Source organism: Glutamicibacter sp. ZJUTW, from assembly GCF_008370855.1.
Lineage (GTDB): Bacteria > Actinomycetota > Actinomycetes > Actinomycetales > Micrococcaceae > Glutamicibacter > Glutamicibacter nicotianae.
This window is the reverse complement of sequence record NZ_CP043624.1, coordinates 3,595,276-3,620,840: the sequence shown is the minus strand read 5'-3', so window position 1 is coordinate 3,620,840 and position 25,565 is coordinate 3,595,276. Positions and strand designations below refer to the sequence as shown.

Genomic DNA, 25,565 nt, shown 5'->3' with positions numbered 1-25,565 from the left:
TATCCATCATCCACACAGTTATGCACAGCTGCGTGGAAAATCAGGGTGTTATTACTGTGGAAAACAGGTTTTCCCATGAAATCAAGCGTTTTTCCTCGCGAGATGACTAGCTGTTTTGTGGAAATATGTGAAGTTTCTTTCGTTATGCACAGCCGTAATCCACAACTTTGAGGTAGATTATTCACAGGCTGGCACCCGAGCAGGGGAGCCGGGGCTAAAGTTGCGCGCCAATTTGACCCAAGGCGCATATTTTTCTATTGTTATTCAGTCCTATGCGCACCTTTTTGCGACTTGCTCATTTTGGAAGAGCCCGCGAGAAAGCGCATTTTATAAGAAAACACGAGCGTCATCCTGTTGTTATCGAGCTAGCTGGTCAACGGGTAGTACGCATCATCTAAATCGTTTTGGAGTGTCACCGTGAGCAAGCGGACTTTTCAGCCTAACAACCGCCGTCGTTCGAAGAAGCACGGCTTCCGCCTTCGTATGCGTACCCGTGCAGGTCGTGCCATCCTTTCGGCACGTCGCGGCAAGGGTCGCGCCGAGCTGTCCGCATAAATTTGCGAAGCAGCTCTTGGCAGCATGATTTCAACGAGCTCAGCTAAAGAGCAACGCGAAACAGATGTTGCCTAAGAATCAGCGACTGCGCCTAGCGCAAGACCTTACAGCCACTGTACGTTCCGGTGTCCGAAGCGGACGCCGGAACGTCGTGCTATATGCACGCCCCCGAGTAACCGAAGAGTTCCTCGGCGACAGGTTTGGATTCATTGTTTCCAAGGCTGTAGGTATTGCCGTTAAAAGGAATCTCACCAAACGACGAATGCGAGAGATCGCCCATGAGCTTCGGCGCGTGGACGGGAATGTCGATTTCGTCTTCCGTGCACTTCCTGGCTCTGCCGAACTCTCCTGGGAAGAACTCAACGCCCAGATCAGTTCAGCCTTCTCCGCTGTTTTGCGCAAGATCGAGGCGCGCTGATGCGCAAGGATTCAGCTCCGCGTACCGGTTTGCTGTGGTTCATCATCGATATCCCACGCAACATCGTAATCGGGTTGCTCAAGACTTACCGAAAAATCATCTCGCCGCTGTACGGCGATGTATGCCGATACTTTCCTAGCTGTTCTGCCTATGGGCTCGAAGCGGTGACTCAGCACGGTGTTGTCAAAGGCGCCGGCTTGATCACTTGGCGGATCCTCCGGTGCAATCCGTGGTCCCACGGAGGCGTCGACCACGTTCCTGAGGGACCGAGGATTTGGCCAGAAGGCAAACTGCCGAGGATCATAGTTCTGAATCATCCTGTGATTCCCGACGATGAAGACGCCGCGGAAAGCGGCCGCAAGGAGCTCGACCACTGATGAACAACTTCCTAGACACGATACTGACTCCGTTTACATACGTAGTCTCGTGGGTTCTGTGGGCCTTCCACGAACTGTTCACCGCGATTGGAATGAACGCGGATTCAGGTGTTACCTGGACCCTGTCGATCATCTTCCTCGTGCTGCTGATCCGTACATTGCTGATCCCAGTCTTCGTCAAGCAGATTAAGTCCCAGCGCGCGATGCAGGCACTGCAGCCTGACCTTCGCAAGCTGCAGGCAAAGTACAAGGGCAAGACCGACCAGCTTTCGCGTCAGGCCATGGTGCAGGAACAGCAGGCGCTGTTCAAGAAGCATAAGACCAACCCGCTGTCTTCCTGCCTGCCTCTGCTCGTGCAGATGCCATTCTTCTTCGCACTGTTCCGCGTACTGAATGAAGCATCGCGCGCTAGCGATGATGGCCGTTCAATCGGCGCACTGTCCGCTGAGCACATCCGCAGCTTCGACGGTTCCACCATCCTGGGTGCACCACTGTCCGAGACCTTCTTGGGCACCATCAACTCCGGCGCTATTAACTGGGCCGTCATCATCGTTGCCGTCGTCATGATCCTTGCCATGACCGCATCGCAGTTCTTCACCCAGCGCCAGCTGATGACCAAGAATATGAGCCAGGAAGCCCTGCAGGGCCCATTCATGCAGCAGCAGAAGATGATGCTGTACATCCTGCCTCTGGTCTTCGGCATCGGTGGCATCAACTTCCCAATCGGTGTGCTGATCTACTGGACCGCATCGAACCTGTGGACCCTGGGCCAGCAGTTCTGGGTTATCCGCAACAACCCAACCCCTGGCTCGGAAGCGGAGCGCGAGCTCAACGCCCGCCGTGCCGCCAAGGGCCTGCCTCCAGTAGGCATGAAGAAGGAAGACGCTGACGCCGCTGCAGCAGCCGCAGCGGAGCAGCGGGCAAAGGGCCAGCGTCATCAGCCGCAGCGCAAGAACCGTCGAAAGAAGAAGTAGCCATGACTGCAACTGAGAATATCGACGCGCCCGACCTGGAAAACCAGATCGATGACGATCAGGAAGTTCTGGACGAAGGGGACGTCGCAGCCGACTACCTTGAAGAGCTTCTGGATATCGCTGATCTGGACGGCGACATCGACATCGAAATCCGTGGCGGACGTACCTACATTTCGATCCTTACCGAGGACGATGACGCGTCGCTGGAAAGCCTGGTTGGCAAGGATGGCGAAGTCCTCGACGCGCTGCAGGAACTCACCCGGCTCGCAGTGCTGACTGCGACCGGTGAGCGTTCGCGCCTGATCCTGGACATTGCCGGCTACCGTGCAGAGCGTGCAGATCTGCTGCGCAAGATTGCTGAGGACGCCATTGCCTCGGTTCGCGAAACTGGCGAGAAGGTCCATCTGGATCCGATGAGCGCCTACGAGCGCAAGCTCGTGCACGACGTCATCGCAGATGCTGGACTGCACTCGGAATCCGAGGGCGAATCGACCCGACGCCATATCGTCATCTCGGTACTGGACAGCTAAGAACCATCACGCGTCCGCGCGCTGATCGACCTAAGGACCAACGACAATGACTGAGGACCTCAGCCTTACTGCAGAAGAGACCGTGGCTGCCGAGAAGATTTTCGGTGACCGCTTGGATCTTGCCAAGCGCTATGTAGAGCATCTGGCGACCTCTGGCATTGAGCGCGGGCTGTTGGGTCCGCGCGAAGTACCCCGTCTGTGGTCCCGCCACGTGCTCAACTGCGCAGTGATCGAAGAGGTTATGGACAAGGATGCCGAGGTAGCCGACGTAGGCTCCGGCGCAGGCCTTCCAGGGCTTTGCTTGGCAATTGCCCGCCCGGACCTCAAGCTGACTCTGATTGAGCCACTGGAGCGCCGCTGCATCTGGCTTTCCGAGGTAATTGAGGATCTGGGTCTGACCAACGTCACCGTAATGCGTGGCCGTGCAGAGCAGATGGTTGACGTGGTCAACGCACGCTATGTCACGGCCCGCGCCGTATCCGCATTGACCAACTTGGCCGGACTGACCATTCCACTGCTGCACGGTCAAGGCGAGCTGATTGCGATCAAGGGGCGCTCGGCTGCCGAGGAAATCGCCAAGGCAACTAAGGCCATCCGCAAACTCGGTGGCAAGGAAACCGAAGTGCTTACTGTGGGCGAAACCATCCTTGCAGAACCAACAACGGTGGTTCGCATCAAGGTTGGCTAAGGTTGACGCGATAGTCTGTTAAATAGTTATAGAAGTGAAATGGCTTTTATCCTCGTGCATTCGAGGATGAAGCCATTTCGCAATCTGCATGACTTGTTTTGAATGTTTCACGTGAAACATTATCGGTGCACGCTATGAGTATTAGGCGCACCACTTCACGAGGAGGAGTTTTACCTTTGTCTAAGACTAAGGATTCATCGGATAGCGCGTTTGATTTCAACGACTCGTCCTCGCCCCTGGCTACTCAAATAGCTAGTGAACATCGTCGTCGCGAAGCTTTGGAGGCCCGTAAGGTGCCAACGCCCGAGAAGACCCGCTATTTCACGATTTCCAACCAGAAGGGCGGCGTCGGCAAGACGACGACCACCGTAAACCTTGCAGCCGCTCTGGCCAAGGGGGGACTGAACGTCCTGGTGATCGACATCGATCCGCAGGGCAACGCTTCAACCGCGCTGGGTATCGAGCATCATGCTGAGGTGGACAGCATTTACGATGTGCTAATCAACGACCTTCCATTGTCTGATGTCGTAGCTACATGCCCAGACCTGCCAACCTTGCAGGTCGCTCCTGCGACGATTCACTTGGCTGGTGCAGAGATCGAATTGGTTTCTCTGGTAGCTCGTGAACAGCGCCTGCAGCGCGCCTTGGACGACTACGCTCGGACTCGCCAGCGCGAGGGACTGCCTCGCCTGGACTATGTCTTCATCGACTGTCCACCGAGCTTGGGCCTGTTGACCGTCAACGCCTTCGTTGCCGCTCGTGAGGTTCTCATCCCTATCCAGTGCGAGTACTACGCGCTGGAAGGTCTGAGTCAGCTGCTTAAGAACATCGAGATGATCCAGAAGCACCTGAACTCCAAGCTGACAGTCTCGACGATTTTGCTGACCATGTATGACGGTCGCACTAATCTTGCTGCACAGGTAGCTAACGAAGTTCGGGAGCACTTCCCGGAGCAGGTGCTCAAGGCTGTCATTCCGCGTTCGGTGCGAATTTCTGAAGCTCCGAGCTATCAGCAAACCGTTATTACCTATGACCCGAACTCGACCGGCGCCCTGTCGTACTCCGAAGCAGCCCTAGAGATGGCTGAGCGGGGCGCGTAGGCCCGTAGAAGGGCATTTCCCCCCCTAGAGTCGTTTACCTTAGGTTTTAGTTTGTTTCAGACGTGACACCGTGGCTGATAACTAACACTCATTGCGAAAGCCGTGGGTGACGCACTGTGCGCATCCCCGGTTCGATGCCAATAAACAGTAGACTAGTCTCGGGCTGAAATTTCGGATGAAAGGGCGTGCGAAAAACATGGCAGACAAGAAGCGGGGCTTGGGTAGGGGACTAGGTGCCCTCATTTCCAGCTCGCCGGCGACCGCAGCTCCAGAGGAGAAGCAGGATGTTTCACGTGAAACATCGCCCGCAGAGCCTGTCGCAGAAGCATCGAGGCCACGGGCAGCACGTCCAGTCGATATGTTCTTCGAACCGGGACGCAAGTCCTCAACGCCGAAGGCACCAACTACTGCTGCTAAGCCGGCAAAGCGTGCTCGAGCTACGATGCCTGGCTTGAACACAACTCTTGGGACGAAGAGTTCTCCTGTGCGCGAGGATGATGCATCGGCCGAGAAGTCAGCACCTAAGAAGAGTCAGCCGAAGCCTGACACCCCAGACTCTTCGGATCTAGTTGAAGTTCCTGGAGCGCAGTTCGCTGAACTCGACGTCAAGCTCATCCACCCGAATCGCAAGCAACCGCGAACCAACTTCGACCAAGAGCACATGGATGAGCTCATCCATTCCATCCGTGAAATTGGACTGCTTCAGCCTATCGTTGTCCGTCCTTCGCGCGAGAAGGATGACGCCCCATACGAACTGGTCATGGGTGAACGTCGTTGGCGAGCAACGCAGGCCGCTGGCCTGGCGACCATCCCGGCGATCATTCGGGACACGCAAGACACCGATTTGTTACGCGATGCGCTGCTCGAGAACTTGCACCGCTCGCAGCTCAATCCGCTGGAAGAGGCTGCTGCTTACCAACAGCTTTTAGAAGAGTTCAACTGCACGCAGGAAGTGCTTTCCGAACGAATTGGCCGGTCACGTTCGCAGATTTCCAACACGATCCGTTTGATGAAGCTCCCTCCTCTCGTTCAACGTCGCGTTGCAGCGGGAGTTCTCTCGGCCGGCCATGCACGGGCCTTGCTTGGACTGTCCAACAACGAAGTCATTGAACAGTTGGCCCAGCGGATCATCAACGAGGGTCTGTCTGTGCGGGCGACTGAAGAGGCAGTTGCCCTGAGCGATGATAAGCCGCGCAAGCCAGCCAAGAAGGCGCGCGAGACCCAGCGTAATGAGCGTTTGGACTTCTTGGCGACATCGCTTGCGGACCGCTTGGACACTAACGTCAAGATTCAACTTGGCAGCCGCAAGGGCAAGGTCAGTATCGAGTTCGCTTCGGTCGATGATCTGAACCGCATCATGCAGGTTATCGATCCGACAATGAACTCGTAATTAGATAGAGAAGGCGCATGTTTCACGTGAAACATGCGCCTTCTCTATCTCCAAAACGCTGTTTCACGTGAAACAAGTATTGGGGAGCGGTGGCCAGTATTTAGGAAGGTTGAAGGAGAGGTTGGCCAGCGGATGTTGTCACTGCATTAGAATCTCTCGGGACGTGCAACCCTGAAGGCTGGATGCAATGACTTCTTTCGGCCCGAAGAATCAGTACCACGCGAAGACCCAGGCTTTGCGCCAAGTGCATCTCAGTTTGTGTCCACGCCTCCCCAAGGGCCTTCATCGGAGTTGCAACGAAAAACCTCTCGCAACTGACGATGCACCGATCGACACCTGGTGCGTTTCCAAGGAGTTGCAGGAGGAGCAGAGAACCGTCATGAGCCTTTGGGGGAGTGCTCGGGAAGAGTAGTGCACAGAACTCGACTGGGGCACCATCCGCACCTCGTCACCCCGAAGCAAAACCGTCTAAATGTTCCTGTCTGCCGGACGCTCAAGAAGGTCAGGTCTTGCTGACATGGCGTACCTGGTTCATGGTTGATTCTGTAGCCCTATGCACCTTAACTGCTGGACTGCGACCCCGACTTGGAGGCTGATCACTAGGCAAGGGTTCGCTCACGAACAGGATGGGCGCTCCAAGCAAAGACATACGTTAAAAGGGTAGTGACCATCAAGCCACAGAGTGAATGCATGTCCTTCAGCCGAGAGAACCTGATCGTCCCTTACGCGGGAAAGTCTCAGAATTCTTGACGGAGGTGCCATATCCCGAATGGCTCAATAGTGAATATTCGTGGCTTTGAGAGCCGCTAGAATTCTCGTCCAGAGCCACCGGCCAGCCATAACCGACTCACGGCTGCCTTATGCGAAGGCAGAGCTCCACGTAAAGTATCGGCTGAACGGCAGGCAGGCTTCAAATAGATCCTCAGAGCCTGTTGCCCGGCGACGATGCTCGTGCGAGGCCATGGAAGCTCCTAGCCAGCCTAATTCGATGCTGACGTTTTGTCATCAACGTCGGAGGTGACCATGAGTTGGAGTAAGCAGCGTTCGTAGGACGTAAAGAAGCTGTTCTAGCCCAGGTTGGGCATCGCGCCTTCTTGTTAGTTGCAGTCGGGAAGAGTAGTTGAAGGACCTGCTCGTCGCTCAGCTTCTCGAGGTCCTTCCAGCTACGAGGACGATATCTGCGGCATTGAAGTCTTCGCCTACGCTGTCGTGAAAGATGCCTTGCGTGGATGCGATGGCGCAGTCTGGCAGACTCTCAGCGCGAGCTGGATTAGTCGCATGACTTCGAACTTTCGTACATTGAAAAAGGTTCTGTCCACCATACAGTCGGTTGCGTGGTGGGAGCAGCTTATAGGGGGTGGCTTTGACGAAAAATATTCGGTGGCAATGAGAGACAACGGCGGCGTTTCTCTCTGGTGACTCTAGATCGGAATTGTAGAGGCCCCCAAGATTCAGATGATCAGTTTTCTGCGGATCTATGATTCGAGTGAAACTGTCCTATGGAATAGAACGAAAATGTCGATCAGACTGTGCTCGATGAGAAGTTGCTGTGTCGGTCGGTAGGGAGACTACTCCTTCATTCACTGGATCATGCAAAGATAATAAGTTCGCTGCGACTGATTTCCAGTACTCGATCCAGACTCTAGGATTTGATGACTCCACCCGGAATAGGCGTGGTCTTCTAATGCAGCCTTGAAATGATTAGCGTCGATCACGAATCTGTCTAGGCCTAAACATTGGACTGATGCATTGTTTACTCTAACGACAAACACCAGTCCGGTGTTGCAACCGCCGTGAGGTCGCTGTTCGAATAGTCAGCCTGATAGCCATGCCATAAGAGCAGATGATGAACCGACTTATGAAACGAGGAAAAGAATTTCTCTCGGGCATCTTCGCTGTTAGTCCGCTTACGTCATGATTCATGAGAATAAGTTTCACGTGAAACATAGACCCTCCCTCAGGCGGTTCGATCGATATACCCTTGGCTGTGACTGTTGGCCAGGGCTCTGAAGAATCCTATCGAGCAATCAACATGCCGCACCCATCCACGGATCTGCAGGAACTGCAACGTGGACGAGTGATATTCGGTGGCCGTAGTCTGGCTTGCTTGGATTTCTACGTTCGCCTCGGAACAGAGCGAATTGGCAGAGTCCAGCAACGAGCGGTTTGCAGACCTGATCAGGAGACGATCTAGACTTTCAAGAGTTGCTGTGAGCCGGACGCAATCCATTCATGGCCATAGTGGGCATTAGTCGGAGATTCTTATCCACGCTACGTCCTTGAATGGCTTCGTTTCGATGGCTGTCACTCATTTGTATTCGAATCAGCTTTCAGGACATCGACTTCAAGCTTTTCGGTTGCTGTACATGACTGAATCTGGTGAGTACATTCTGCCGGATAGGGGAATGGCATGAACCGGACCCGCAATCTAATGGGCGAGCAGTGTTCTTGAAGTCGTGATGAATAATTGAACCTTTGGAGCCACAAAAGAGTTCCGGTTCAGAGCCGCCCGTTACTATGCTTCTGCGCCTCTGAGAATTAGCGCCTGGAGTCACCATTCCGTTCTGACAGGATCACCGCTACCTCATATCGCGACTGGGCTCTTCGAAAGGGAACATCTTGAACAGCAGGCAGATGACAAATGGATACACTGTGGACCGTTGGGCTTTGAAAGGGGGAGTGTAGGGTCATGATGGCTTCTGGCCGTCAGTCTCTATGGTTATGCGTGCTTTGTGCTCAACTCTGGACTTGTCCAAGTCTACGAGTAAATGATGATGGTATGAGGATCAGAACTTGTTGTAGCCCTTGAATGCGGTTCGATGGTCCTGTCCTGTCGTACGTAGTCGTCGTGCAAAGCTTGAGGTAAGCGCCAGCCTAACCTAGATCCGTATGGTCGAGGCTCCAGTACGGTTGGGTGAACACGTTTAGAGTTGGTTGCGGTCAAGGAATTGCAATTAGTAGCGCTTTTGCCGCTCTTGTCCTGAAGGCGCGCTCAGCTTTGTAAGGAGGCGCCGCCTACTTCTATGACTCTGCTGCGGGAGATGCGTCGGGTGTGGACGTGAAGAATCGTCCCGACTAAGCCTCGGCGTAAAGCTGGGGCATGAGCGTCATTCGCGCGTGCCGTTGAACATGGCTTGTTCTGCGAGAAAGTCTGTTGCACTGACCGGGAGTTTATACAGGGTTATTTGGAGGGATAGTGTTTGGTAGCTCCGAGTGACAATAATGGAGTACCCCTCGGGCGACTCTGAGTTGGAAGAGCGGTGGCTTCCATAATGGCTACATACTCACTTAGACTCAGGCTGAAAACAGCCGCTTTTTGGCACCGTTTCACGTGAAACATTAATCGATGAACCATACAGGACTTTCGAGACTAACCGCTGGAAACGTGTTTCACGTGAAACAAGGAGAACCACCTAAACGACACCTCGTTTCCAACGCCATGCCCAATGGAATGACCACGCAAGTCACTGGAAGTTCCGTTCAGGCTGGAATGGCGAATGATCTCGGGTAAATGATCATAGGGGTGGATGTCCTGGCGATAGCCGAGTTGCCAATAACTAGAACTGCATAGGCAGATCGGAAGAGACAACGGGAGCAACTATCCGATGTTCGACGTACGCGGACAGTATTCCGTGTAGGGCGCGCAATCAATGAATCTGGACGTATAACCAGAACGTAATCCCGACCAGCACGCATGGTCTGCCGAGGGGTCCCGCGCGCTTCATTCGTATGTTCTTGTCTCTAACAGGGGTACGTCCGATGAGCGTCAAGTGCAGTCATGGAGTGTGATGATCAAACCGCATCTGTAAGCGCTACGAGCACCAGAAGCGCCACTGAGAGCCTTCCATCTACCACTCCGAGTGACCAAGAGGTTCCGTAGGCTCCTAGATCGCTACACGAGCCCACAGAGGCTTTGCTGAGAAGAGCAGCGCACTGCTGGCCCAGAACAGGGTCAACTGAGCGACAATAGCGTTGGGTCTGTGGCTGTAGACGCTTTGATTTGCGCTGATTTTCCGAGACAGTGGACGCGTACCGCAGGCCTATTTGCACGCCCACGTCATCGAGAGAGAACTAAGTCAAGTGAGCCCGTCTCTGCCGTCACGCAGCTATGTCGTCACTTGTCCGTGGATCCAGATGAATATTAGAAGCTTTGAGAGCCACCAGTATTGCCGCTCAGGGCCACCCATTATTCTTGTTCAGAGCCACCAGCCGGCCGGGGTAGTCCGACTGCTTGTACTGCGTGCAGAAAATGGGGATGCTCTGTCTCACTGTTGCTCCATGAGCACGATAATAGAACACGAAATTTCCACGCTGGGTGGTTCCAAAAGCCACTGATCGAGCATCAGGACACTGTAAATTGATGCCCAATGCCCTGGCGACGTCCTCGGTGGATCGGTTGCTGCGTCAGGCGCACATTTGCCAGACCAGCGGTGAGTCTGTTCGGTTGACGCAGGTGTTGGCTGGTGCTGGGGTGAGTTCCTTGATGTAGCCCCTCTCAGCACGGGCAGACTGCTGTGCATGACGGCTGATACCACATTGGCTGATTATGGGCAGCAGGCAGTTTTGCTGACCCTTAATGGGCATTATTCGTGGCCGCCGGTGGGCAGAAACTCATGCCCCTTCACAGAGGGGTTTATACAGGGTGGCTCTGAAGGAGAAAATCAGGTGGCTCTGATCGAGAATAACGGCGTTTTCAGCTGGTGGCTCTGAACGGCAATATTGGTGGCCCTCAAAGAGTCAAATATTCAATTCAGAGTCTTTGGCGTGGTCGGCGCAGACACGGCGCATCAACGGCTGGGGCGTCGAGTCTAGAACCAGTTCCCTCATGCGTGAATGATCCGGTCTGATTGGTCAAACAGGATTCTGCGACCGTTGCGGACTGGGAACAGGTGTTGGCAGATCTGCTCGTGGCTCAGGTCGTTGAGCACCTACCAACGGAGCCAGATGGTGCCTCGGGTTTTGAAGAGTGTAGCTCCACAGCGCCGGAGTTTCCTTGCAAAGACTCTGCCGCCGGTCCTGATGGATCCCCTGCTCTGGATACAGGAAAGGTCGACGCACTCCGGGGCAGCTAATACATTCAAGAGCCCGGCTCGATAGCTCAGGCTGTCGCATGATGGAAAGATCCTTTACAAAGGCGACACTGAACGGCATTATCCTGCTCTCTCAAAGAAAAGACTGCTGCATGCGTTTTTAAATCCGCATGCAGCTGCCACTCCTTGAAAGTCGGAGGCGAAGCATTCGGGATCGAGAGCTGGCCGACGGGTAGTCCCTGCAACGCAGAGCAGGTTGCAAAATGCACCGGAACAAACAGCACTGAATCACCGACGCAGGCCTCGAACTTGGCGAGCCATTATCCGAGCAGAAAGTGCGAGCTCGACTCATCGAAACCAAGTATTGATGCATTAAGTCTTAGAATGGTACCAAGAATCAAAAAAACAAGATATAAATATTGATATTTCAACGTTAATCGTCAAAACGTCTTCAAATCAAAGAACAGCCCTCATCTGGGCTGGGGTCAGGGCTGGAACTTACCCCGGAATGGGAGAACTAGCAAGATTTTCACAAGGCATCGGTTAAAACAGGAGTGGAGACCTACCTTGCGGTTGGTCTCCACTCCAATGACGTATCGACTTACAGGTATTCTGCGAAGTCCTTCTCGATGACAGCCTTTGGCTTGGCACCGATGGAAGTGGCAACATGCTCGCCACCCTTGAACACGTACACGGCAGGGATGCTGGTGATGCCGTACTTGGCGGCAATTGCCTGGTTCTCATCGACGTTGACCTTCACGACGTCGACCTTCGCAGCGTGCTCTTCTGCGATCTGATCCAGGATCGGACCGAGCTGGCGGCAAGGGCCGCACCATTCAGCCCAGAAATCGACGATGACTGGCTTTTCGGCATCCAGGACATCAGCCTGGAAGGTTGCTTCAGTTACTGCTTTTGCGTTGCTCATGAGAGACAACCCCTTTCTGAGAAATCTGTTAGGCGGTAGCGAGGGTTTCGGAAACGTTGGCCAGGTAGTGCTCCACGTCCTGGGCCGCGGCGCAGCCCGAACCGGCTGCGGTGATGGCCTGGCGGTAGGTGGAGTCGATCACGTCGCCGGCAGCGAAGACACCTGGCAGCGAGGTCTTGGAAGAGCGGCCTTCAACGGCGATGGTGCCTTCGGAAGTCAGCTCAAGCTGGTCCTTGACCAGATCCACGCGAGGGTCGTTGCCGATGGCTACGAAGATGCCGGTGACATCCACGGTGGTTTCCTCGCCGCTGGTGCGGTTCTTCACAACCAGGCCCTCGACCTTCTCTGCGCCGTTGATGCCGACGACTTCCGAGTCCCAGATGAACTCGATCTTCTCGTGGGCCAAGGCGCGGTCGGCCATGATCTTCGAGGCGCGCAGTTCGTTGCGGCGGTGCACCACGATGACCTTGGAAGCGAACTTTGTCAGGAACAGTGCTTCTTCCATGGCCGAGTCGCCACCGCCGATCACGGCGATGGTCTGCTCGCGGAAGAAGAACCCGTCGCAGGTGGCGCACCAGGAGACGCCATGGCCGGAGAGGCGCTTTTCATCTTCCAGACCCAGCTCGCGGTAGGCAGAGCCCGTGGAGACGATGACAGCACGGGCACGGTAGACGGTGCCGTCGGCCAGGGACAGCGTCTTGATTTCGCCCTCGAGGTTCATTTCCGTGACGTCATCGAAGAGGATCTCGGCGCCGAAGCGTTCGGCCTGCTTCTGCATGTTGTCCATCAGATCAGGGCCCATGATGCCCTCGGGGAAGCCCGGGAAGTTTTCCACGTCGGTGGTGTTCATCAGTTCGCCGCCGGCGGTGACTGAGCCTGCGATGACTAGTGGGTTCAGATTCGCACGGGCAGTATAAACCGCGGCGGTGTAACCGGCCGGACCGGAGCCGACAATGATGACGTCGCGGATTTCGTCGTTCTGTGCTGAAGTCACGGGGGTAGAACCCTTTCGTTCTAATAATGCGAGGTGGGTAGCAAGGTCTAACCTCACTATCCACCTCAACGCATTGCTTTCGTAAAAAATTCCGCTTCTATTACTTGGCGGAGAATTCACCGATCTGAAGACCGAATGGCCGCGAATCGTTGCCACCGGATGCCTTGCGAGGCAGCTCGGTGATGTCCAGGAATACGTGGGATCCTTCCATGTAGTCCTTGTCGTCGCCCTTGACAGTTACCGATACCGAAGGGCCGGAGAATGAGCCCTTGGCTACCGACTTGGCATCGCCCAGATCGTCGGAGTCGCCGACGAGGATCTCGTAATTGCCGCCGGTGCCGTTCAGGCCCTCGAGGTTGACCTCGGAGATCTTGGACTTCTCGTCCAATGCCAGGATGAAGACCATGTTGGAAGCGAAGCCGCCAAAATCAGCTGTGGTGTACGAGTAGGTGGCGTAGGTGCTCGACGCGTTGCCGTCGATCATCTGGCCCAGCTTGCCATCGGTTTCGGAATTCAGCTGCTGGTTGCCGGGAACGAGGCGGGACACGTCATCGACCTTCGGGGCAGGCAAGGACTCTTCGGTAGGTTCCTGTTCCTTCTCGGACTCAGAGGGCTTCTCCGAGGATTCCACGGCAGTTGGCGTCTCGCCCTCTGCGGTGGTGTTCTTGTCGCCACCTAGGAAGTTGAAGGCGAAGACCACGGCAACGACCAGCACGATCAGCAATACGGCGCCAACGAGCAGGCGAGTTCCCTTGGATCCGCTTTCTTCCTCTTCCTGCTCGTCGACCTGCGGGTCTTGGGCGGGAGCGTTCTTGGCTGCTGCCGGGAAGGTCGAGGCCTTAGGCGCGGCTGCGGCGGCACCTGCAGCAGCCGCTGCGCCTGTGCCGGCTGCGGCCGCTGCTGCTCCCTTCTTCTTTGCAGGCTTTTCTTCTTCCTTGGCCGGCTCTTCCTTGGCAGGCTTGGCCGGGGTGTTGCCCTTGGACTGCGCTGCGGCGGCTAGCGCCGCGGTTGCGGTGACGTTAGGTTCGTCGTCGTCCAGACGGGTGACCTTCGGCTTGTCTTCGGCCGTTGGATTTTCAGCAGGGGCAACCGGGGTAGCGACGGTGTCGGGAACCTGTTCGTTCGGCGCGGTCTGGTCGAACTGCTCCTCTTCAGGCTGTTCCTGGTTCTTCTTGCCGAAGCGGTTCTTCAGCCCCGCGAAGCCCCCAGCCAGGGCGGAACCGATCTTGCCTTGATGTTCTGGTTCGTCCTCGTACTGCAGCTGCTCGTAGTACTCGTTGTCGTCTTCGTAGGTTTCGGGGACAGCCTGGCGGGACTCGCCAAAGATCTCGGTGCCCAGGGTATCGGTGAAGAACGGCTCAACGTATGGAGCGTCGTCGGTTTCCAGAACCAGGTCCAGCAGGTCCGAGGAACGCGCGGTATTGGCGACGAGGTAGGTCTGGTTCGAATCGGTGATGCCCAGATCCAGCACCTGGACGTTCGATGCGCGCTCGCCCATGGCGATCTCGCGTGCGCTCGTTGCCAGCTGCGAGGAATTCTCGACGGAAGCCACCATGATGCTGACCGAGCGGTTCAGTACCTGGTCTACGCCACCGAGTACCAAGTCTCCTTCAGCTGATGAAAGGACACTCTCTGTTACCTGGTAGCGGCCGCTGAGGACAGAGCCGACATCGATTGGCTGCGACACGTGCATCTCCAAGGGGTTGAATTTGGTTCGGTGGCGGTCCACAGACCACCACCTGTCATGTTACCGGTCAGCTCCGGCTATTTGGTGCCTATTTGCCCAGAATCACTAGCAAGTTTCAGCGGATTTTCAGCGATTCAATCCCGGGATTCTGCGCAGGATCGGACCGAGGAACGACTGGAGCTCCGGAACCTTGGTCTTGTGCAGCAGGCCGATGAACACGATGCCCATCAGCAGGGCGACAACAGCCACCGAAATCAGCGCGCTGACTACTGAATCGTAGGCGAATCCGAAGCTGAATCCTCCCAGCAGCCAGAGCGCTACGCAGCCGACGATAGCCGACAGCGTAGCCATCCACCCGACTCGGATGTAGGTGTCGATGACCGAGGAAACATCGTAGCTGCCGTAGCGGCGCTTGATCAGATAATGGGTGCCGATGCAGGTCAGCACGTTGGTCAAGCCGTAGATGAAGGCAATGGCGGCGGCGATATGCAGCGGGTCAACCACGGCGGCCGCGGTGAACGCCAGGACCAAGCCGACCGCTGCCGTGGCCGATTGGATCAGCATCGGGGTGCGGGTATCTTCTTCCGCGTAGAAGACACGCAGCATGAAGAACTGCAGGGACTTGAACGGCAGGCCAAGCGCGGTGAGCACCAGCAGCTGCCCCAAAGCGCCCGCGGCCTGCGCCGCATGCTCGGAGCTGCCGGCAAACAGCCTGCCCAGCGGCCCGGCCAGCACGATGAAGACCAGCGTGCAGAACACGATGGGGATGGCGGTGGAGCGCATGCCCTGGTTCAGCAGCTGGCCGACATCCTTGCGGCGGTTCTCGGTGAACGCCCGGGCGAAGTCGTTGAACAGCACGGTGGCGACAGTCAGCGCGAATAGCGAATGAGGCAGCACGGTGATCAGCTGCGAGGTGTTCAGCGCGTACTCGCCGGCGACCGAGGCGGCCTGTTCGGACGGCAGCTGCGCTCGAGCTGCGGTAGCGCCGGAGACGATCTTGGAGTAGGCGAGCGAGGAAAGATTGCCGATCACCATGGCCGCCAGCGTCCAGATTGCCAGCTTGCCCACATGGCGCAGGCCCATGCCTCGCCATTGGAAGTCCAGGGTCAGTTTCAACCCGGTCTTCTTCAACGGCCAGAACAGCACGACTGACTGCAGCACGATGCCCAAGGTGGCTCCGCCCGCCAGCCACATGGTCTTGATGCTGTTCCACTCCTGCATCGGGTCGCCCGACGAGTAGGCGCCGAAGGTCAGGATGAATGCGCCAATGACGATCAGCTGGATGACGTTGTTCACCGCCGGGGCCCACATGAACGCGGCGAATCGGCCGTTGGCGTTCAGCACCTGGCCCAGGACCGCGTAGTGCCCGTAGAAGAAAATCTGCGGCAGCGACCAGTAGGCAAATGCAGTTCCCAGCGCGATCATCGGCTCGGTCCAGTTACTGGTGAGCACCGTGATCAAGGGCCTGGCGCACAGCGTGAGGATCAAAGTCAGGATCCCCATGCCCACCACGGTCAGCGTGACCAGCTTGGACGTGTACGCGGCACCGCGATCCTTGGCCTTGGAAGCCTTGATCAGCTGCGGGATGAGCACGACATTGAAAATGCCGCCGGCCAAGAGCATGTAGATGATGGTGGGGATGACATTGGCTTTTTCAAAGATGTCGGCCACCGAGGTGACCGAACCAATGGCCATCGCCAGCAAGGCCGTGCGCACGAAGCCCAGCAGGCGGGAAACCATCGTGCCGGAAGCCATCAGGGCATAGATCTTGGAACGCGATCCTGCCGGTTGGGCTATCGGCTGCCGGGGAGGTTCGGCGACGATGTCCGTGGCTCCGGTGTTTGGCTGGTCGAAGCCGGCAGTTGGATTAGGAACCTGAGACATGCTTTGTAAGGACCTCGCGTGCCAGATCGGCGATCCGGCGCTCATTAGGGAAGGACAGGCGCTTGCCCAGGGAACCCAGCGGCACCCAGGCAACATCGACGGCTTCATGATCGGGATCATTCTCGATCGTCAGATGCCCGCCGGTAGCTTCCAGCAGAAAATGGTGCACGGTCTTGTGCACACGGTAATTCGTCACGGTGAACCAGTAATCGACCGAACCCAGCGGGGCGAGGATGCGTCCAGCAATGCCGGTCTCTTCCTCGATTTCGCGGATAGCCGCTTCCTCGTTGGTTTCCACGCCCTCCGGGTGGCCCTTGGGCAGGCACCATTCCAGACGTCCGCCACGGTTGTAGCGGGCAATAATTGCCACTGGCAACTTGGGGTCGTCGAAGTCGATGACGATGCCTCCGGAAGAGACTTCTTCCACGGTCGGCAAGCTCGTATGACCGCCAGTTGCCTGCGCGCGAGCCATTGACGCAGTCAATGGAGTGCGCTTCGGGGCAGACGGGATCGGTCGGTTCATAGAACCACTCTATCGAGAAAGTGCCGCTAGCCGCCTGATCGACGTGGACAAGTAAGTTATCTCGCAGGCAAATTCGCCGAAATCTCAAGCATTCTTCCCGGATTTCTGGCACGCTTAAGTAACTATGCATGCACTTCCCTCGCCTGACGCGCTGCGTCAGATCCTGCCCTCGGTCATTTTCGATTTGGCCGACCGTTTCGTTCGGGCCGGCCATGAATTGTCGTTGGTAGGTGGGCCGGTTCGCGATCTGTACCTGGGACGCGTCTCCCCGGACCTGGACTTCACCACGAGCGCACGACCGGAAGAAACCATCAAGGCAATTTCCGGTTGGGCCGATAACATCTGGGATGTAGGACGCGAGTTCGGAACGATCGCCTTCAAGAAGGGCGAATACACGCTGGAGGTCACGACCTACCGCGCTGACGCCTATGACAAGGAGTCGCGCAAGCCGATCGTCGCCTTTGGCGATAATTTGCACGATGACCTCTTCCGCCGCGACTTCACCATGAACTCGATGGCGCTGCGATTGCCCCATCTCGAGCTGGTGGATCCGTTCGACGGCGTGAGCTCCCTGGAAGACGGTTCCATTCGCACCCCCGGTGCGCCTGATATCTCGTTCTCAGATGATCCGCTGCGCATGATGCGTGCTGCCCGATTCGCTTCGCAACTGGAGATTGAAGTCAGCCCCGAGGTTCGCCGCGCCATGAGCGAAATGACCGATCGAATCGAGATCATTTCCGCTGAACGGGTCCGCGATGAGCTGGTCAAGCTAATCAACGGCGCCGACCCAAGCGCGGGCATCGACCTGCTGGTGGAAACCGGCCTGGCCGACAAGGTGCTGCCCGAAGTGTCTGCCCTGCGTCTGGAGATCGACGAGCACCACCGGCACAAGGACGTCTACCAGCACTCGCTGACCGTACTGAAGCAGGCGATGGCGTTGGAAACCGATGAAGCGGGACCGGTGCCCGGACCGAACTTCGTGCTGCGCTTCGCGGCGCTGATGCACGATATCGGCAAGCCTGCGACCCGCAAGTTCGAACCCAGCGGTGCCGTCTCCTTCCGCCACCACGACATGGTGGGTTCAAAGCTCGTGAAGGCGCGGATGCGCGCCTTGCGTTTCGACAAGGACACCACCAAGGCCGTGGCCCGCCTGGTCGAGCTGCATATGCGCTTCTATGGGTACGGCGAAGCGGGCTGGACCGACTCGGCGGTACGCCGCTATGTCACCGATGCCGGCGACTTGCTGGAGCATCTGCATCGCCTGACCCGTTCGGACGTCACCACGCGCAATCGCAAGAAGGCTGACCGCCTGGCGTTTGCCTACGATGACCTCGAGGCGCGTATCGCGAAGATTGCCGAGCAGGAAGAGCTGCAGGCGATCCGTCCTGATCTGGATGGCGAACAGATCATGCGGTTGCTGGGGATCAAGCCGGGCAAGGTGGTTGGCCGGGCCTACAAGTTCCTCCTGGAACTGCGCATGGACGAAGGTCCGTTGGGTGAAGAGGTCGCCACGGAGCGCTTGCGTGCGTGGTGGAAAGAGCAGCCCGAAGCCCAGGAAACGCCTACTGAGGGGTAACTTCTGGCCTGGTTGCTGTTGGAGGAGCACCTGGAATCCGCATGGATCCAGGTGCTTTCGCCATTCCCGGGAAAGTGCTTAAAGTTTTTGCTCTGGCTTGTAGCGCATTGGGCATAATCCATGTATGCTGAATACTGTGATTGGGAAGTCTCAATGAGACTTGCGGATCGAGACAAATTTTCAGACAGGCCGCATGGCATCCATGGCCGGCCGAGAGCAGATTTTAGGAGGTGGCGAAATGATTAATACGACTTGGTACACAGAGACTCATCGCGGAGCGCGATTTAATGGCGGCTCTCCAATGACTCGTCTGCGCAAGCGCATTTCCCCAACCTCCGGACAAGCGGATTCCTAGCTCACGGTAAATCCCGCTCAAGTTCCTGAGGTTGCAGGTCAGTAATCGACTCTCACCCTTAGGAACTTTTTTCATGTCCAGTCCACTGTTCTCCTCATCCGCTCAACGGGCAGTTCGCACCTCGGAATTAATCTTCGCAGGACCAGAAAGCCTGAAAGCTCGCGCAATTTCAACCACGCGACAAGATCTTCCCTCCCCTTCGACTTTGACCGAAGGGAGGGACAGCAAATGAAAAAGCGTCAAGACAAGCGCAAGTTCACCAACCTTGACAGCACCGAGTTCAATCGCCGCATGCGTCAGCGCGAGCTGAAGAACCATGTGCCACCAGAAATGTACCTGCGAATTCGCTAGGCCCGGCAACGCCATTACCGTTGCCAGCTAACTAGAATCCGAGGTACCAGTGATGAACTCGCAATGCATCGCCCAGAGGCCCGCCGGCCTGCAAGCCGGCGGGCTTCTCCGCATCCAAAGCAATTTTGAATACAGCAATGGCCAGGACATCAGTCCTGGCCATTGCTTTCCCGCCGCAGCGGAAGATTAGCGTTCGATGTCGCCGCTGATGAAGGCTTCCACCTTGTTGCGTGCGGTCTCATCGTCGTACTGCTCTGGTGGCGACTTCATGAAGTAGCTCGAGGCGGACAGGATCGGGCCGCCGATGCCGCGGTCCAGGGCGATTTTCGCTGCGCGAACGGCGTCGATGATCACGCCGGCCGAGTTTGGCGAGTCCCAAACTTCCAGCTTGTACTCCAGATTTACCGGAGCGTCGCCGAAGTTGCGGCCCTCGAGGCGGACGAACGCCCACTTGCGGTCGTCAAGCCATGAAACATAATCGCTCGGGCCGATGTGGACATCGTCGTCACCCAGGGCGGCGGAGGTGTTCGAGGTGACTGCCTGGGTCTTGGAGATCTTCTTGGATTCCAGGCGATCGCGCTCGAGCATGTTCTTGAAGTCCATGTTGCCGCCAACGTTCAGCTGGTAGGTGCGGTCCAGGACCACGCCGCGGTCTTCGAACAGCTTGGCCATCACGCGGTGGGTGATGGTTGCGCCGATCTGGCTCTTGATGTCGTCGCCAACGATTGGCACGCCGGCGTCGGTGAACTTCTGCGCCCACTCCGGGGTGCCGGCGATGAATACTGGCAGGGCGTTGACGAACGCAACGCCTGCATCGATGGCGCACTGCGCGTAGAACTTGGCGGCTTGCTCGGAACCCACTGGCAGGTAGCAAACCAGGACGTCGACCTGGTTGTCCTTCAAGGACTGCACCACGTCGACTGGCTCTGCTGCGGACTCTTCAATGGTCTCGCGGTAGTACTTGCCGAGGCCGTCAAGGGTGTGGCCGCGCTGGACGGTTACGCCGGTGGCTGGAACGTCGGCAATCTTGATGGTGTTGTTCTCGCTGGCCAGGATGGCTTCCGAGAGGTCGAGGCCGACCTTCTTGGCATCGACATCGTAGGCTGCAACGAACTGGACGTCGCCAACGTGGTACTGGCCGAACTGCACGTGCATGAGACCAGGAATGGTGGAATCCGCATCGGCGTTTCGGTAGTACTCAACACCTTGGATAAGGGAAGTGGCGCAGTTGCCTACGCCTACGATGGCAACGCGAATCGGGTTCGCCGACACATGAACTCCTTATAGAAATGTATAAAACCTTTGGGCAATTGGGCGCGCAGAAGCGCATCGCGCAAATTAGCCCATAATGATCTTAAGTCTTAATGGCTCGCAAACATTCCCAATCGTGCCCCGTATCACCGATTAACTCTTGTGCAGTGGCTCCCGGGCCAGTGCCGCCGAGGGCCAGAGATGCGATTGCCGTGCAGGATTGCCAAGAATCGGTACATGAGCAAAATGCAGAATGATACTGAGGTAACCTATGTTTGCAGGCATAAAATGGTAGTCATGAGCAAACTGCTATTAGCTCATGACAAAGAGTTAGCCCCATTCTTGCGGGAATGCCGGTAATGATGGCGTAACTTGACCAAAACCCTGACCAGCGGGGCAGGCAACGTGGTGCGGAGCCGATGGCGCAAAGGCTGGCGTCGAATATGCGCCAGTACTTCCGGATCGGTGAACAGCTTGCCGGCTCGAGCCCGATGCGCGAGGATCTCGAGGGATTGGGCGAAGCTGTGGTCGACCCGGTGGAAGTAGTTTTCCCGCAACCAGGCTTTGGTCGGCTCCCCGAAGCTCAAGCCGATGACATCATCCAAGGTGCCAATCACACCGGAGGCCACGAAGACCGTATTGATCATCTGGGCGCTGACACCGAAGTCGGAGAGGATCAGCGTGGGCAATCCGCGATCAAGGGATTCCAAGGCAGCTGTCGATGAGACCGTCACCAGGGCGCTGCCATCGGTCAACGCCTCGCTCATCGATCCGGTATCGAAGCGCAACCGAGAATCCGCGCCGATCCGCTGTTCAGCCTGCAGCTTCTGGAACAGCGAGTCATAAGGGAACGCCTCGAGATGCGTCTGCGGCTCCCCAGCCTTGGCACGGAGCTTGATGAGCACCTCAAGTTCGGGATTCATCCTGCTGGCCTGCTCGAGCGCCAGCAGGATCGACTCGCGTTCGTGCTCTTGGGCCGGAACCTTCGCCTGCGGTGCGAACACCAGCCGTTCGACGACCTGCTTTTGCTCCGGCGGGAAACCCGCCGAGCGCAAGAAGGGCAGTTTGCTGACCATGATGGTCGGTTGATGCCCCTCTTGTCCTTCGATCATGAACGAGAAATCACGCGCTTCGGCATGCGAATGGCAGATGAACGCATCGCCGGCCCGGCGATAGTTCCATCCCTTCTGCGTTGCGGGGAAGGCAACGCCGGGCAAGGCTGAAATCAGTGCGGTGCAGCGGCCGCCAACCGGCTCGGTGCGCAGGATCCGGGAGTAGATTTCGGCAACGACCGGACCGGTCGCCGACGCGAAGACAATGTCTTCGTCCACGGTGTCGGCTTCCAGCTGGGATACCGAGATCACCTGCAGGGCATCGGGATCCAGATCCGTGCCTTCGAAGGCGGCGGCGATCTGCTCGGCCGTCGGCATCACCGGGGTTCGCGCCAAATACACCTTGCGATCCCATGCGGGACCCAGGCGGGTCAGGAAACTTGTCGCGAGCTTCAGGTAGGAATCGGAATCTGCAATGGCAAGAATTGATGGCTTCATCAGCTGCTTCACACCTTCAACGAACTGGATAGGTGCTCACGCAACTCGAGGGGAGTACCAGGGGTCCACCAGCTGTCAAGCACGGCTTGCGGATACAGGAAGCGGGCATCGGGACCCAGCAGCAAGCGCAGGGATGGAATCACCGTGGACGGCAGGGCCCGGATTTCCTGGCCCGGCCGCAGGGCGCGCAAACGCATTTCGATGGGAACAGTGTGCTCCTTGAGCACTACCTGGTCAATCTTGGAAATCTTCGCCAGCAATTCCGGCGTCTCACGGCGATGCGGGAAGTAGGCGACCGGACCTTCGGATGCGATCTCTTCGATCCAGCGCAAGTACGGCTGCTCATGGATCAGCTCATCGGCGACCATGGCCGAACCGATCAGCAGGGTAGGCTCGATGAACCGCTCGGCCACCGGCTGGGTAGCAAGCCACTCGAACTTGTGCTGCGCGAACTTGATCCCCAGATCAGCCATCTTCTGGCGGGATTCCGGGTCGACAAACAGCGCCGAGACAATCAGCAGGCGATCCTCGCGGGCCAGCTGGCGCAAGCGATGCCAGGTCGCCAGCCCCATGGCGACACGGGCCGCCGAATTCTTCGTCCGGGCGCGCACCAAGGGGGTGGGCTCGTCGGAGATCAGCTGCTTGATCAGGGCCAGCGTTGCCATGCCGTCGTCGATGATGACGATTTCCTTGGCCCGCACGCCGGCAAGGAGCGTGCGCTGGATCTTGCCCGAATAGGCATCCCCGGTGACGTATCGGTCGGCAGCGCCTTTGGGCTGCGGAGGCTTGCGCGCCGCCGGTTCGAAATGAACCCCATCGGGGGCATGATCCAGCATGGCCTGGGTCGTGGCCTCCAGTGGCATTCCCTGGCGCGGAATGATCCGGATGTCGGTGCCCAGCAGTCCTGCGGCATGCGTTTCCACTGCGGAGAGCAGTTGCAGGGGCGACTCGACCCACACGTGCGCCGTGCCGAAACGGGGGCGTGGCACCTCGTGGGTGTCATGCTGGGTCAGTTTCATCATCGTGAGTGTCATTTTGCCAGTCGGCTCAGGGACTTGGAAAGCGTTTCGAACTGCTTGGAACCATGGCGCAGCACTCGGCGCGAAGCCCCGCGGACCTTCGAGGGCAACGAGCGGCGCGAGCTGATGTGCGCCCAGTGCGGAGGCAGGTCCAGCTTGGTGATGCGGCGGCGCTTGAAGTGGGCCGAGAACTCAGGGTAGTGCGCGGTCAGGAAGGACTCGGCCTGCTCGCGCAGGTGCGGCAGCTGGGCGGCCTGCATGCAGTAGGCCACGGCGACCAGCAGTTCGGTGAGCCGGTCGTCATCGCCAGCGTGCGCCGGAACCGGCAGGTCCTGGACGAACAGCGCGTGGATGATGGACAGCGGGATGCGGTTGGAATTCTCGTACGGAGCCAGCGCCTGCAGCATCCTGCCGGTGCCCACGGCATGGACTTCCGTGCCCAGGATGTACTTTGCGGTGGCCAAGCCGGTGGAGAAGCAGGAGATCACCACGGCTGGGTTCACCGCCGAGATTACGGTCTCCGCCAGATGATCCGTGTTGACCAGCCGGAAATCCAGGCCCATGTCCTTGGCTGCCGCAGCCAAGCGGGCCGCCGAGGTGGCGCTGGCCGAGGGGTGCGCCTTGAACAGGACGGTGGAAAGCTCCCGGCGGGCCACCTCGTTGAGCATCTCGAGGTGCAGCTCGAATTCTTCCTCGGCGTCCATCAGTCCCAGGGAACCCAGGTACTGCCCGAGGACGAGCGCGCCACCGGAGGGCAGGTCGAATTCGGCGTCCTGGGCCAATTCGTCGAAGATGCCAGCCAACCCGCCGGCCTCCAGGATCTCGCGCCGCGGCTCGAGCTCTGCGAGCAGATGCGGCTGAAGTCCGGGTACCAGATCCACGTGGATGGTGCCGATGACCCGCTGGCGCAACGGCATGGGCAACCGGTTGCGGGTGGGTCCATAGGACATCAGGCCGTCGGAATGGATCCACAGCTGGGAATCGAAGAAGATGCGCGCCAGGGCGCGGGCGGGATTGACCTGGATGGATTCCAGCACCAAGGTCAGCGGTTCATTGCCCAGATCCCAGGCGCTGCGCAGCAGGCGCTCGAAAATCAGCAGTTCGTCCTCACGCGGGTTGAACTGCGCCGGGCGGCGCGGTGCGGTCAGCGCGGCGAAATCCACCACCCGGTCAAAGCGGGCGGCCAGTTGCTCAAAGCCCGGAACCTCATCCAGCGGTGTGGTCAGTTCCGGAACCTGCGAGCCGTTGGCCAGGACGAGAATGCGTTCATCTGCTTCGGGGAGCAGTCCTGCATCGGCCATCGCGGCCAGAGAAGCAAGCTGGAAGTAGCTGCTGGCTTCAATCAGTGCGATCACTTGGCGGCCCCGATCTGACCTGGCTGGAGGAAGGAGAGGATATGGCGGCGGCGCGCAACATCCATCTCGAGGGCGACCTGGCGGGCCATTGGCGCGTCAACGGTGGTGAATACCTGGCGCAGCTTCTGCTTCATCTCCAAGCGGACTTCTGGCGGGTAGTTCTTCGCGCGCTTCTCGTGATGGCACACGATGGCGAAGAACTGGCGCATCGCCTTGGGCAGGTGGCGATCCGCATCCGGGTGCAGGCGCACCTCGGTGAGGATCTGCGAGTAGGCGGGGATGAAGCCGAGCTGGCGATGGTCGAAGACCTGTGTCAGCGAGCCAGGCAGGCCGCGGCGGTAGAACACCCCGGGGGAGGAGACGACGGAGTAGCGCTCGGTATTCAGGTGCAGCTTCCACAGCCACAGCCGGTCTTCGGCGCTGTGCAGCTGCGCGTCGAAGTACATCAGCTCGCGGGTGCGCATCAGCTCGGTGCGGTACAGGCCTGCCCACACGAAGGCGTAGTCCACCATGGACGGGGAATCGATCGGCTCGATGTCGTCGGCCGGGTTCAGCGGCATGCCGCGCAGGGCCTGCGGGGCGCGGTGGATGACCCGGTTGGTGCCGGTGACGCGCACATGGTCGCAGCGCACGAAGTCCACATGCAGTTCGGTCAAGGATTCCGCCAGGGCTTCCAAATGCTCGGGGGAGTACCAGTCGTCGGGGTCGAGGAAGGTGAAGTATTCGCCGGTGACCTGTTCCAGCCCGGCATTGCGGGCGGCAGAAACCCCTGAATTCTCCGGCAGCGAGATCAGCTTCAGGCCAGGCAGCTGGTCTTCGTAGCCGCGCACCAGATCGGCAGTCTGGTCATCGGAAGCGTCATCAACCACGAGCACTTCCAGTTCCCAGCGTCCCAGCTTCTGCCGGACCAGGGATGAGAGGGCATCGCAAATATAAGCTTCTTGGTTATAGGCGGGGATCACCACTGAAATGCGCCCGGGGATCAAACTCATTTGTGCTTCAAGGCCTTCCTCATGCAGACAAAAATAAACGG

General features: G+C 57.8%; 20 protein-coding genes. 10 read left to right on the top strand and 10 right to left on the bottom strand.

The features are described 5' to 3' along the window. Positions 1 to 417: 417 nt before the first annotated feature. From rpmH to F0M17_RS16985, 8 genes are all read left to right on the top strand, one after another. Positions 418 to 555: a 50S ribosomal protein L34 gene (rpmH, locus tag F0M17_RS17020; RefSeq protein WP_073707184.1), complete on the top strand. Its 138-nt coding sequence runs from the start codon at positions 418 to 420 to the stop codon at positions 553 to 555. Between the two features lie 64 nt (positions 556 to 619). After that, positions 620 to 973 (top strand): ribonuclease P protein component, encoded by a 354-nt coding sequence (gene rnpA / locus F0M17_RS17015; protein ID WP_073707183.1) that lies wholly within the window; start codon positions 620 to 622, stop codon positions 971 to 973. Continuing rightward, positions 973 to 1,350, top strand: a complete 378-nt coding sequence (yidD, locus tag F0M17_RS17010; RefSeq protein ID WP_038992741.1) for a membrane protein insertion efficiency factor YidD — start codon at positions 973 to 975, stop codon at positions 1,348 to 1,350. The genes rnpA and yidD overlap by 1 nt, the downstream gene beginning before the upstream one ends. Further along, the gene (yidC, locus tag F0M17_RS17005; RefSeq protein WP_038992743.1) at positions 1,350 to 2,324 is read left to right on the top strand and encodes a membrane protein insertase YidC; all 975 of its coding nucleotides are present in this window, start codon (positions 1,350 to 1,352) and stop codon (positions 2,322 to 2,324) included. The genes yidD and yidC overlap by 1 nt, the downstream gene beginning before the upstream one ends. Before the next feature lie 2 nt (positions 2,325 to 2,326). Further along, positions 2,327 to 2,854 (top strand): R3H domain-containing nucleic acid-binding protein, encoded by a 528-nt coding sequence (locus tag F0M17_RS17000; RefSeq protein WP_038992744.1) that lies wholly within the window; start codon positions 2,327 to 2,329, stop codon positions 2,852 to 2,854. Positions 2,855 to 2,900: 46 nt separating this feature from the next. After that, a complete protein-coding gene (gene rsmG, locus F0M17_RS16995) occupies positions 2,901 to 3,542 on the top strand; it encodes a 16S rRNA (guanine(527)-N(7))-methyltransferase RsmG (RefSeq protein ID WP_066142774.1) in 642 nt (213 codons plus the stop codon). 176 nt (positions 3,543 to 3,718) lie between these two features. Beyond that, positions 3,719 to 4,642, top strand: coding sequence for a ParA family protein (locus tag F0M17_RS16990; RefSeq protein WP_073707181.1), 924 nt, complete (start codon positions 3,719 to 3,721; stop codon positions 4,640 to 4,642). Positions 4,643 to 4,838: 196 nt separating this feature from the next. After that, complete coding sequence (locus F0M17_RS16985; RefSeq protein ID WP_038992747.1) at positions 4,839 to 6,032, top strand: ParB/RepB/Spo0J family partition protein; 1,194 nt, start codon at positions 4,839 to 4,841, stop codon at positions 6,030 to 6,032. 5,631 nt (positions 6,033 to 11,663) lie between these two features. On the opposite strand, the gene trxA is transcribed toward F0M17_RS16985, so the two are convergent. The 5 genes from trxA to F0M17_RS16950 form a co-directional block, all read right to left on the bottom strand. After that, positions 11,664 to 11,987: a thioredoxin gene (gene trxA, locus F0M17_RS16970; protein ID WP_038992752.1), complete on the bottom strand. Its 324-nt coding sequence runs from the start codon at positions 11,985 to 11,987 to the stop codon at positions 11,664 to 11,666. A 28-nt stretch (positions 11,988 to 12,015) separates the two neighbouring features. Then, positions 12,016 to 12,981, bottom strand: a complete 966-nt coding sequence (gene trxB / locus F0M17_RS16965) for a thioredoxin-disulfide reductase (protein ID WP_066142780.1) — start codon at positions 12,979 to 12,981, stop codon at positions 12,016 to 12,018. 100 nt (positions 12,982 to 13,081) lie between these two features. Beyond that, positions 13,082 to 14,668 carry a hypothetical protein gene (locus F0M17_RS16960; protein WP_149597673.1) on the bottom strand — a complete coding sequence of 529 codons (1,587 nt, stop codon included), beginning with the start codon at positions 14,666 to 14,668 and terminating at the stop codon, positions 13,082 to 13,084. A 126-nt stretch (positions 14,669 to 14,794) separates the two neighbouring features. Further along, positions 14,795 to 16,552, bottom strand: a complete 1,758-nt coding sequence (gene murJ, locus F0M17_RS16955) for a murein biosynthesis integral membrane protein MurJ (protein WP_246857098.1) — start codon at positions 16,550 to 16,552, stop codon at positions 14,795 to 14,797. Further along, positions 16,536 to 17,075: an NUDIX domain-containing protein gene (locus tag F0M17_RS16950; RefSeq protein ID WP_149597672.1), complete on the bottom strand. Its 540-nt coding sequence runs from the start codon at positions 17,073 to 17,075 to the stop codon at positions 16,536 to 16,538. The genes murJ and F0M17_RS16950 overlap by 17 nt, the downstream gene beginning before the upstream one ends. A gap of 124 nt (positions 17,076 to 17,199) precedes the next feature. Between F0M17_RS16950 and F0M17_RS16945 the strand changes: the two genes are divergently transcribed. Together F0M17_RS16945 and F0M17_RS17785 are read left to right on the top strand one after the other, a co-directional pair. Next, a complete protein-coding gene (locus tag F0M17_RS16945) occupies positions 17,200 to 18,651 on the top strand; it encodes a CCA tRNA nucleotidyltransferase (RefSeq protein WP_149597671.1) in 1,452 nt (483 codons plus the stop codon). A 583-nt stretch (positions 18,652 to 19,234) separates the two neighbouring features. Then, positions 19,235 to 19,357, top strand: coding sequence for a hypothetical protein (locus tag F0M17_RS17785; protein WP_255209577.1), 123 nt, complete (start codon positions 19,235 to 19,237; stop codon positions 19,355 to 19,357). A 186-nt stretch (positions 19,358 to 19,543) separates the two neighbouring features. On the opposite strand, the gene F0M17_RS16940 is transcribed toward F0M17_RS17785, so the two are convergent. The 5 genes from F0M17_RS16940 to F0M17_RS16920 form a co-directional block, all read right to left on the bottom strand. Further along, positions 19,544 to 20,629: an inositol-3-phosphate synthase gene (locus tag F0M17_RS16940; protein ID WP_073707176.1), complete on the bottom strand. Its 1,086-nt coding sequence runs from the start codon at positions 20,627 to 20,629 to the stop codon at positions 19,544 to 19,546. A gap of 296 nt (positions 20,630 to 20,925) precedes the next feature. Next, positions 20,926 to 22,158, bottom strand: a complete 1,233-nt coding sequence (locus F0M17_RS16935; RefSeq protein ID WP_073707277.1) for a DUF6716 putative glycosyltransferase — start codon at positions 22,156 to 22,158, stop codon at positions 20,926 to 20,928. A gap of 8 nt (positions 22,159 to 22,166) precedes the next feature. Further along, entirely contained in the window at positions 22,167 to 23,180 is a 1,014-nt protein-coding gene (locus tag F0M17_RS16930; RefSeq protein ID WP_223308842.1) for a hypothetical protein, read from the bottom strand. An 8-nt stretch (positions 23,181 to 23,188) separates the two neighbouring features. Further along, positions 23,189 to 24,532, bottom strand: coding sequence for a polysialyltransferase family glycosyltransferase (locus tag F0M17_RS16925; RefSeq protein ID WP_149597670.1), 1,344 nt, complete (start codon positions 24,530 to 24,532; stop codon positions 23,189 to 23,191). Further along, positions 24,529 to 25,524 carry a glycosyltransferase family 2 protein gene (locus F0M17_RS16920; protein WP_083586748.1) on the bottom strand — a complete coding sequence of 332 codons (996 nt, stop codon included), beginning with the start codon at positions 25,522 to 25,524 and terminating at the stop codon, positions 24,529 to 24,531. Before F0M17_RS16920 ends, F0M17_RS16925 begins: the two co-directional genes overlap by 4 nt. Positions 25,525 to 25,565: the final 41 nt, after the last annotated feature.

Bases quoted from the DNA above. Each gene is read 5' to 3' on its own strand.
- F0M17_RS16985 (WP_038992747.1), top strand. From the start codon at position 4,839: ATGGCAGACAAGAAGCGGGGCTTGGGTAGGGGACTAGGTGCCCTCATT.
- F0M17_RS16945 (WP_149597671.1), top strand. From the start codon at position 17,200: ATGCATGCACTTCCCTCGCCTGACGCGCTGCGTCAGATCCTGCCCTCG.
- yidC (WP_038992743.1), top strand. From the start codon at position 1,350: ATGAACAACTTCCTAGACACGATACTGACTCCGTTTACATACGTAGTC.
- rsmG (WP_066142774.1), top strand. From the start codon at position 2,901: ATGACTGAGGACCTCAGCCTTACTGCAGAAGAGACCGTGGCTGCCGAG.
- rnpA (WP_073707183.1), top strand. From the start codon at position 620: ATGTTGCCTAAGAATCAGCGACTGCGCCTAGCGCAAGACCTTACAGCC.
- yidD (WP_038992741.1), top strand. From the start codon at position 973: ATGCGCAAGGATTCAGCTCCGCGTACCGGTTTGCTGTGGTTCATCATC.
- F0M17_RS17000 (WP_038992744.1), top strand. From the start codon at position 2,327: ATGACTGCAACTGAGAATATCGACGCGCCCGACCTGGAAAACCAGATC.
- F0M17_RS16950 (WP_149597672.1), bottom strand. From the start codon at position 17,075: ATGAACCGACCGATCCCGTCTGCCCCGAAGCGCACTCCATTGACTGCG.
- F0M17_RS16920 (WP_083586748.1), bottom strand. From the start codon at position 25,524: ATGAGTTTGATCCCCGGGCGCATTTCAGTGGTGATCCCCGCCTATAAC.
- F0M17_RS16935 (WP_073707277.1), bottom strand. From the start codon at position 22,158: ATGAAGCCATCAATTCTTGCCATTGCAGATTCCGATTCCTACCTGAAG.
- trxA (WP_038992752.1), bottom strand. From the start codon at position 11,987: ATGAGCAACGCAAAAGCAGTAACTGAAGCAACCTTCCAGGCTGATGTC.
- F0M17_RS16930 (WP_223308842.1), bottom strand. From the start codon at position 23,180: ATGATGAAACTGACCCAGCATGACACCCACGAGGTGCCACGCCCCCGT.
- murJ (WP_246857098.1), bottom strand. From the start codon at position 16,552: ATGTCTCAGGTTCCTAATCCAACTGCCGGCTTCGACCAGCCAAACACC.
- F0M17_RS17785 (WP_255209577.1), top strand. From the start codon at position 19,235: ATGAAAAAGCGTCAAGACAAGCGCAAGTTCACCAACCTTGACAGCACC.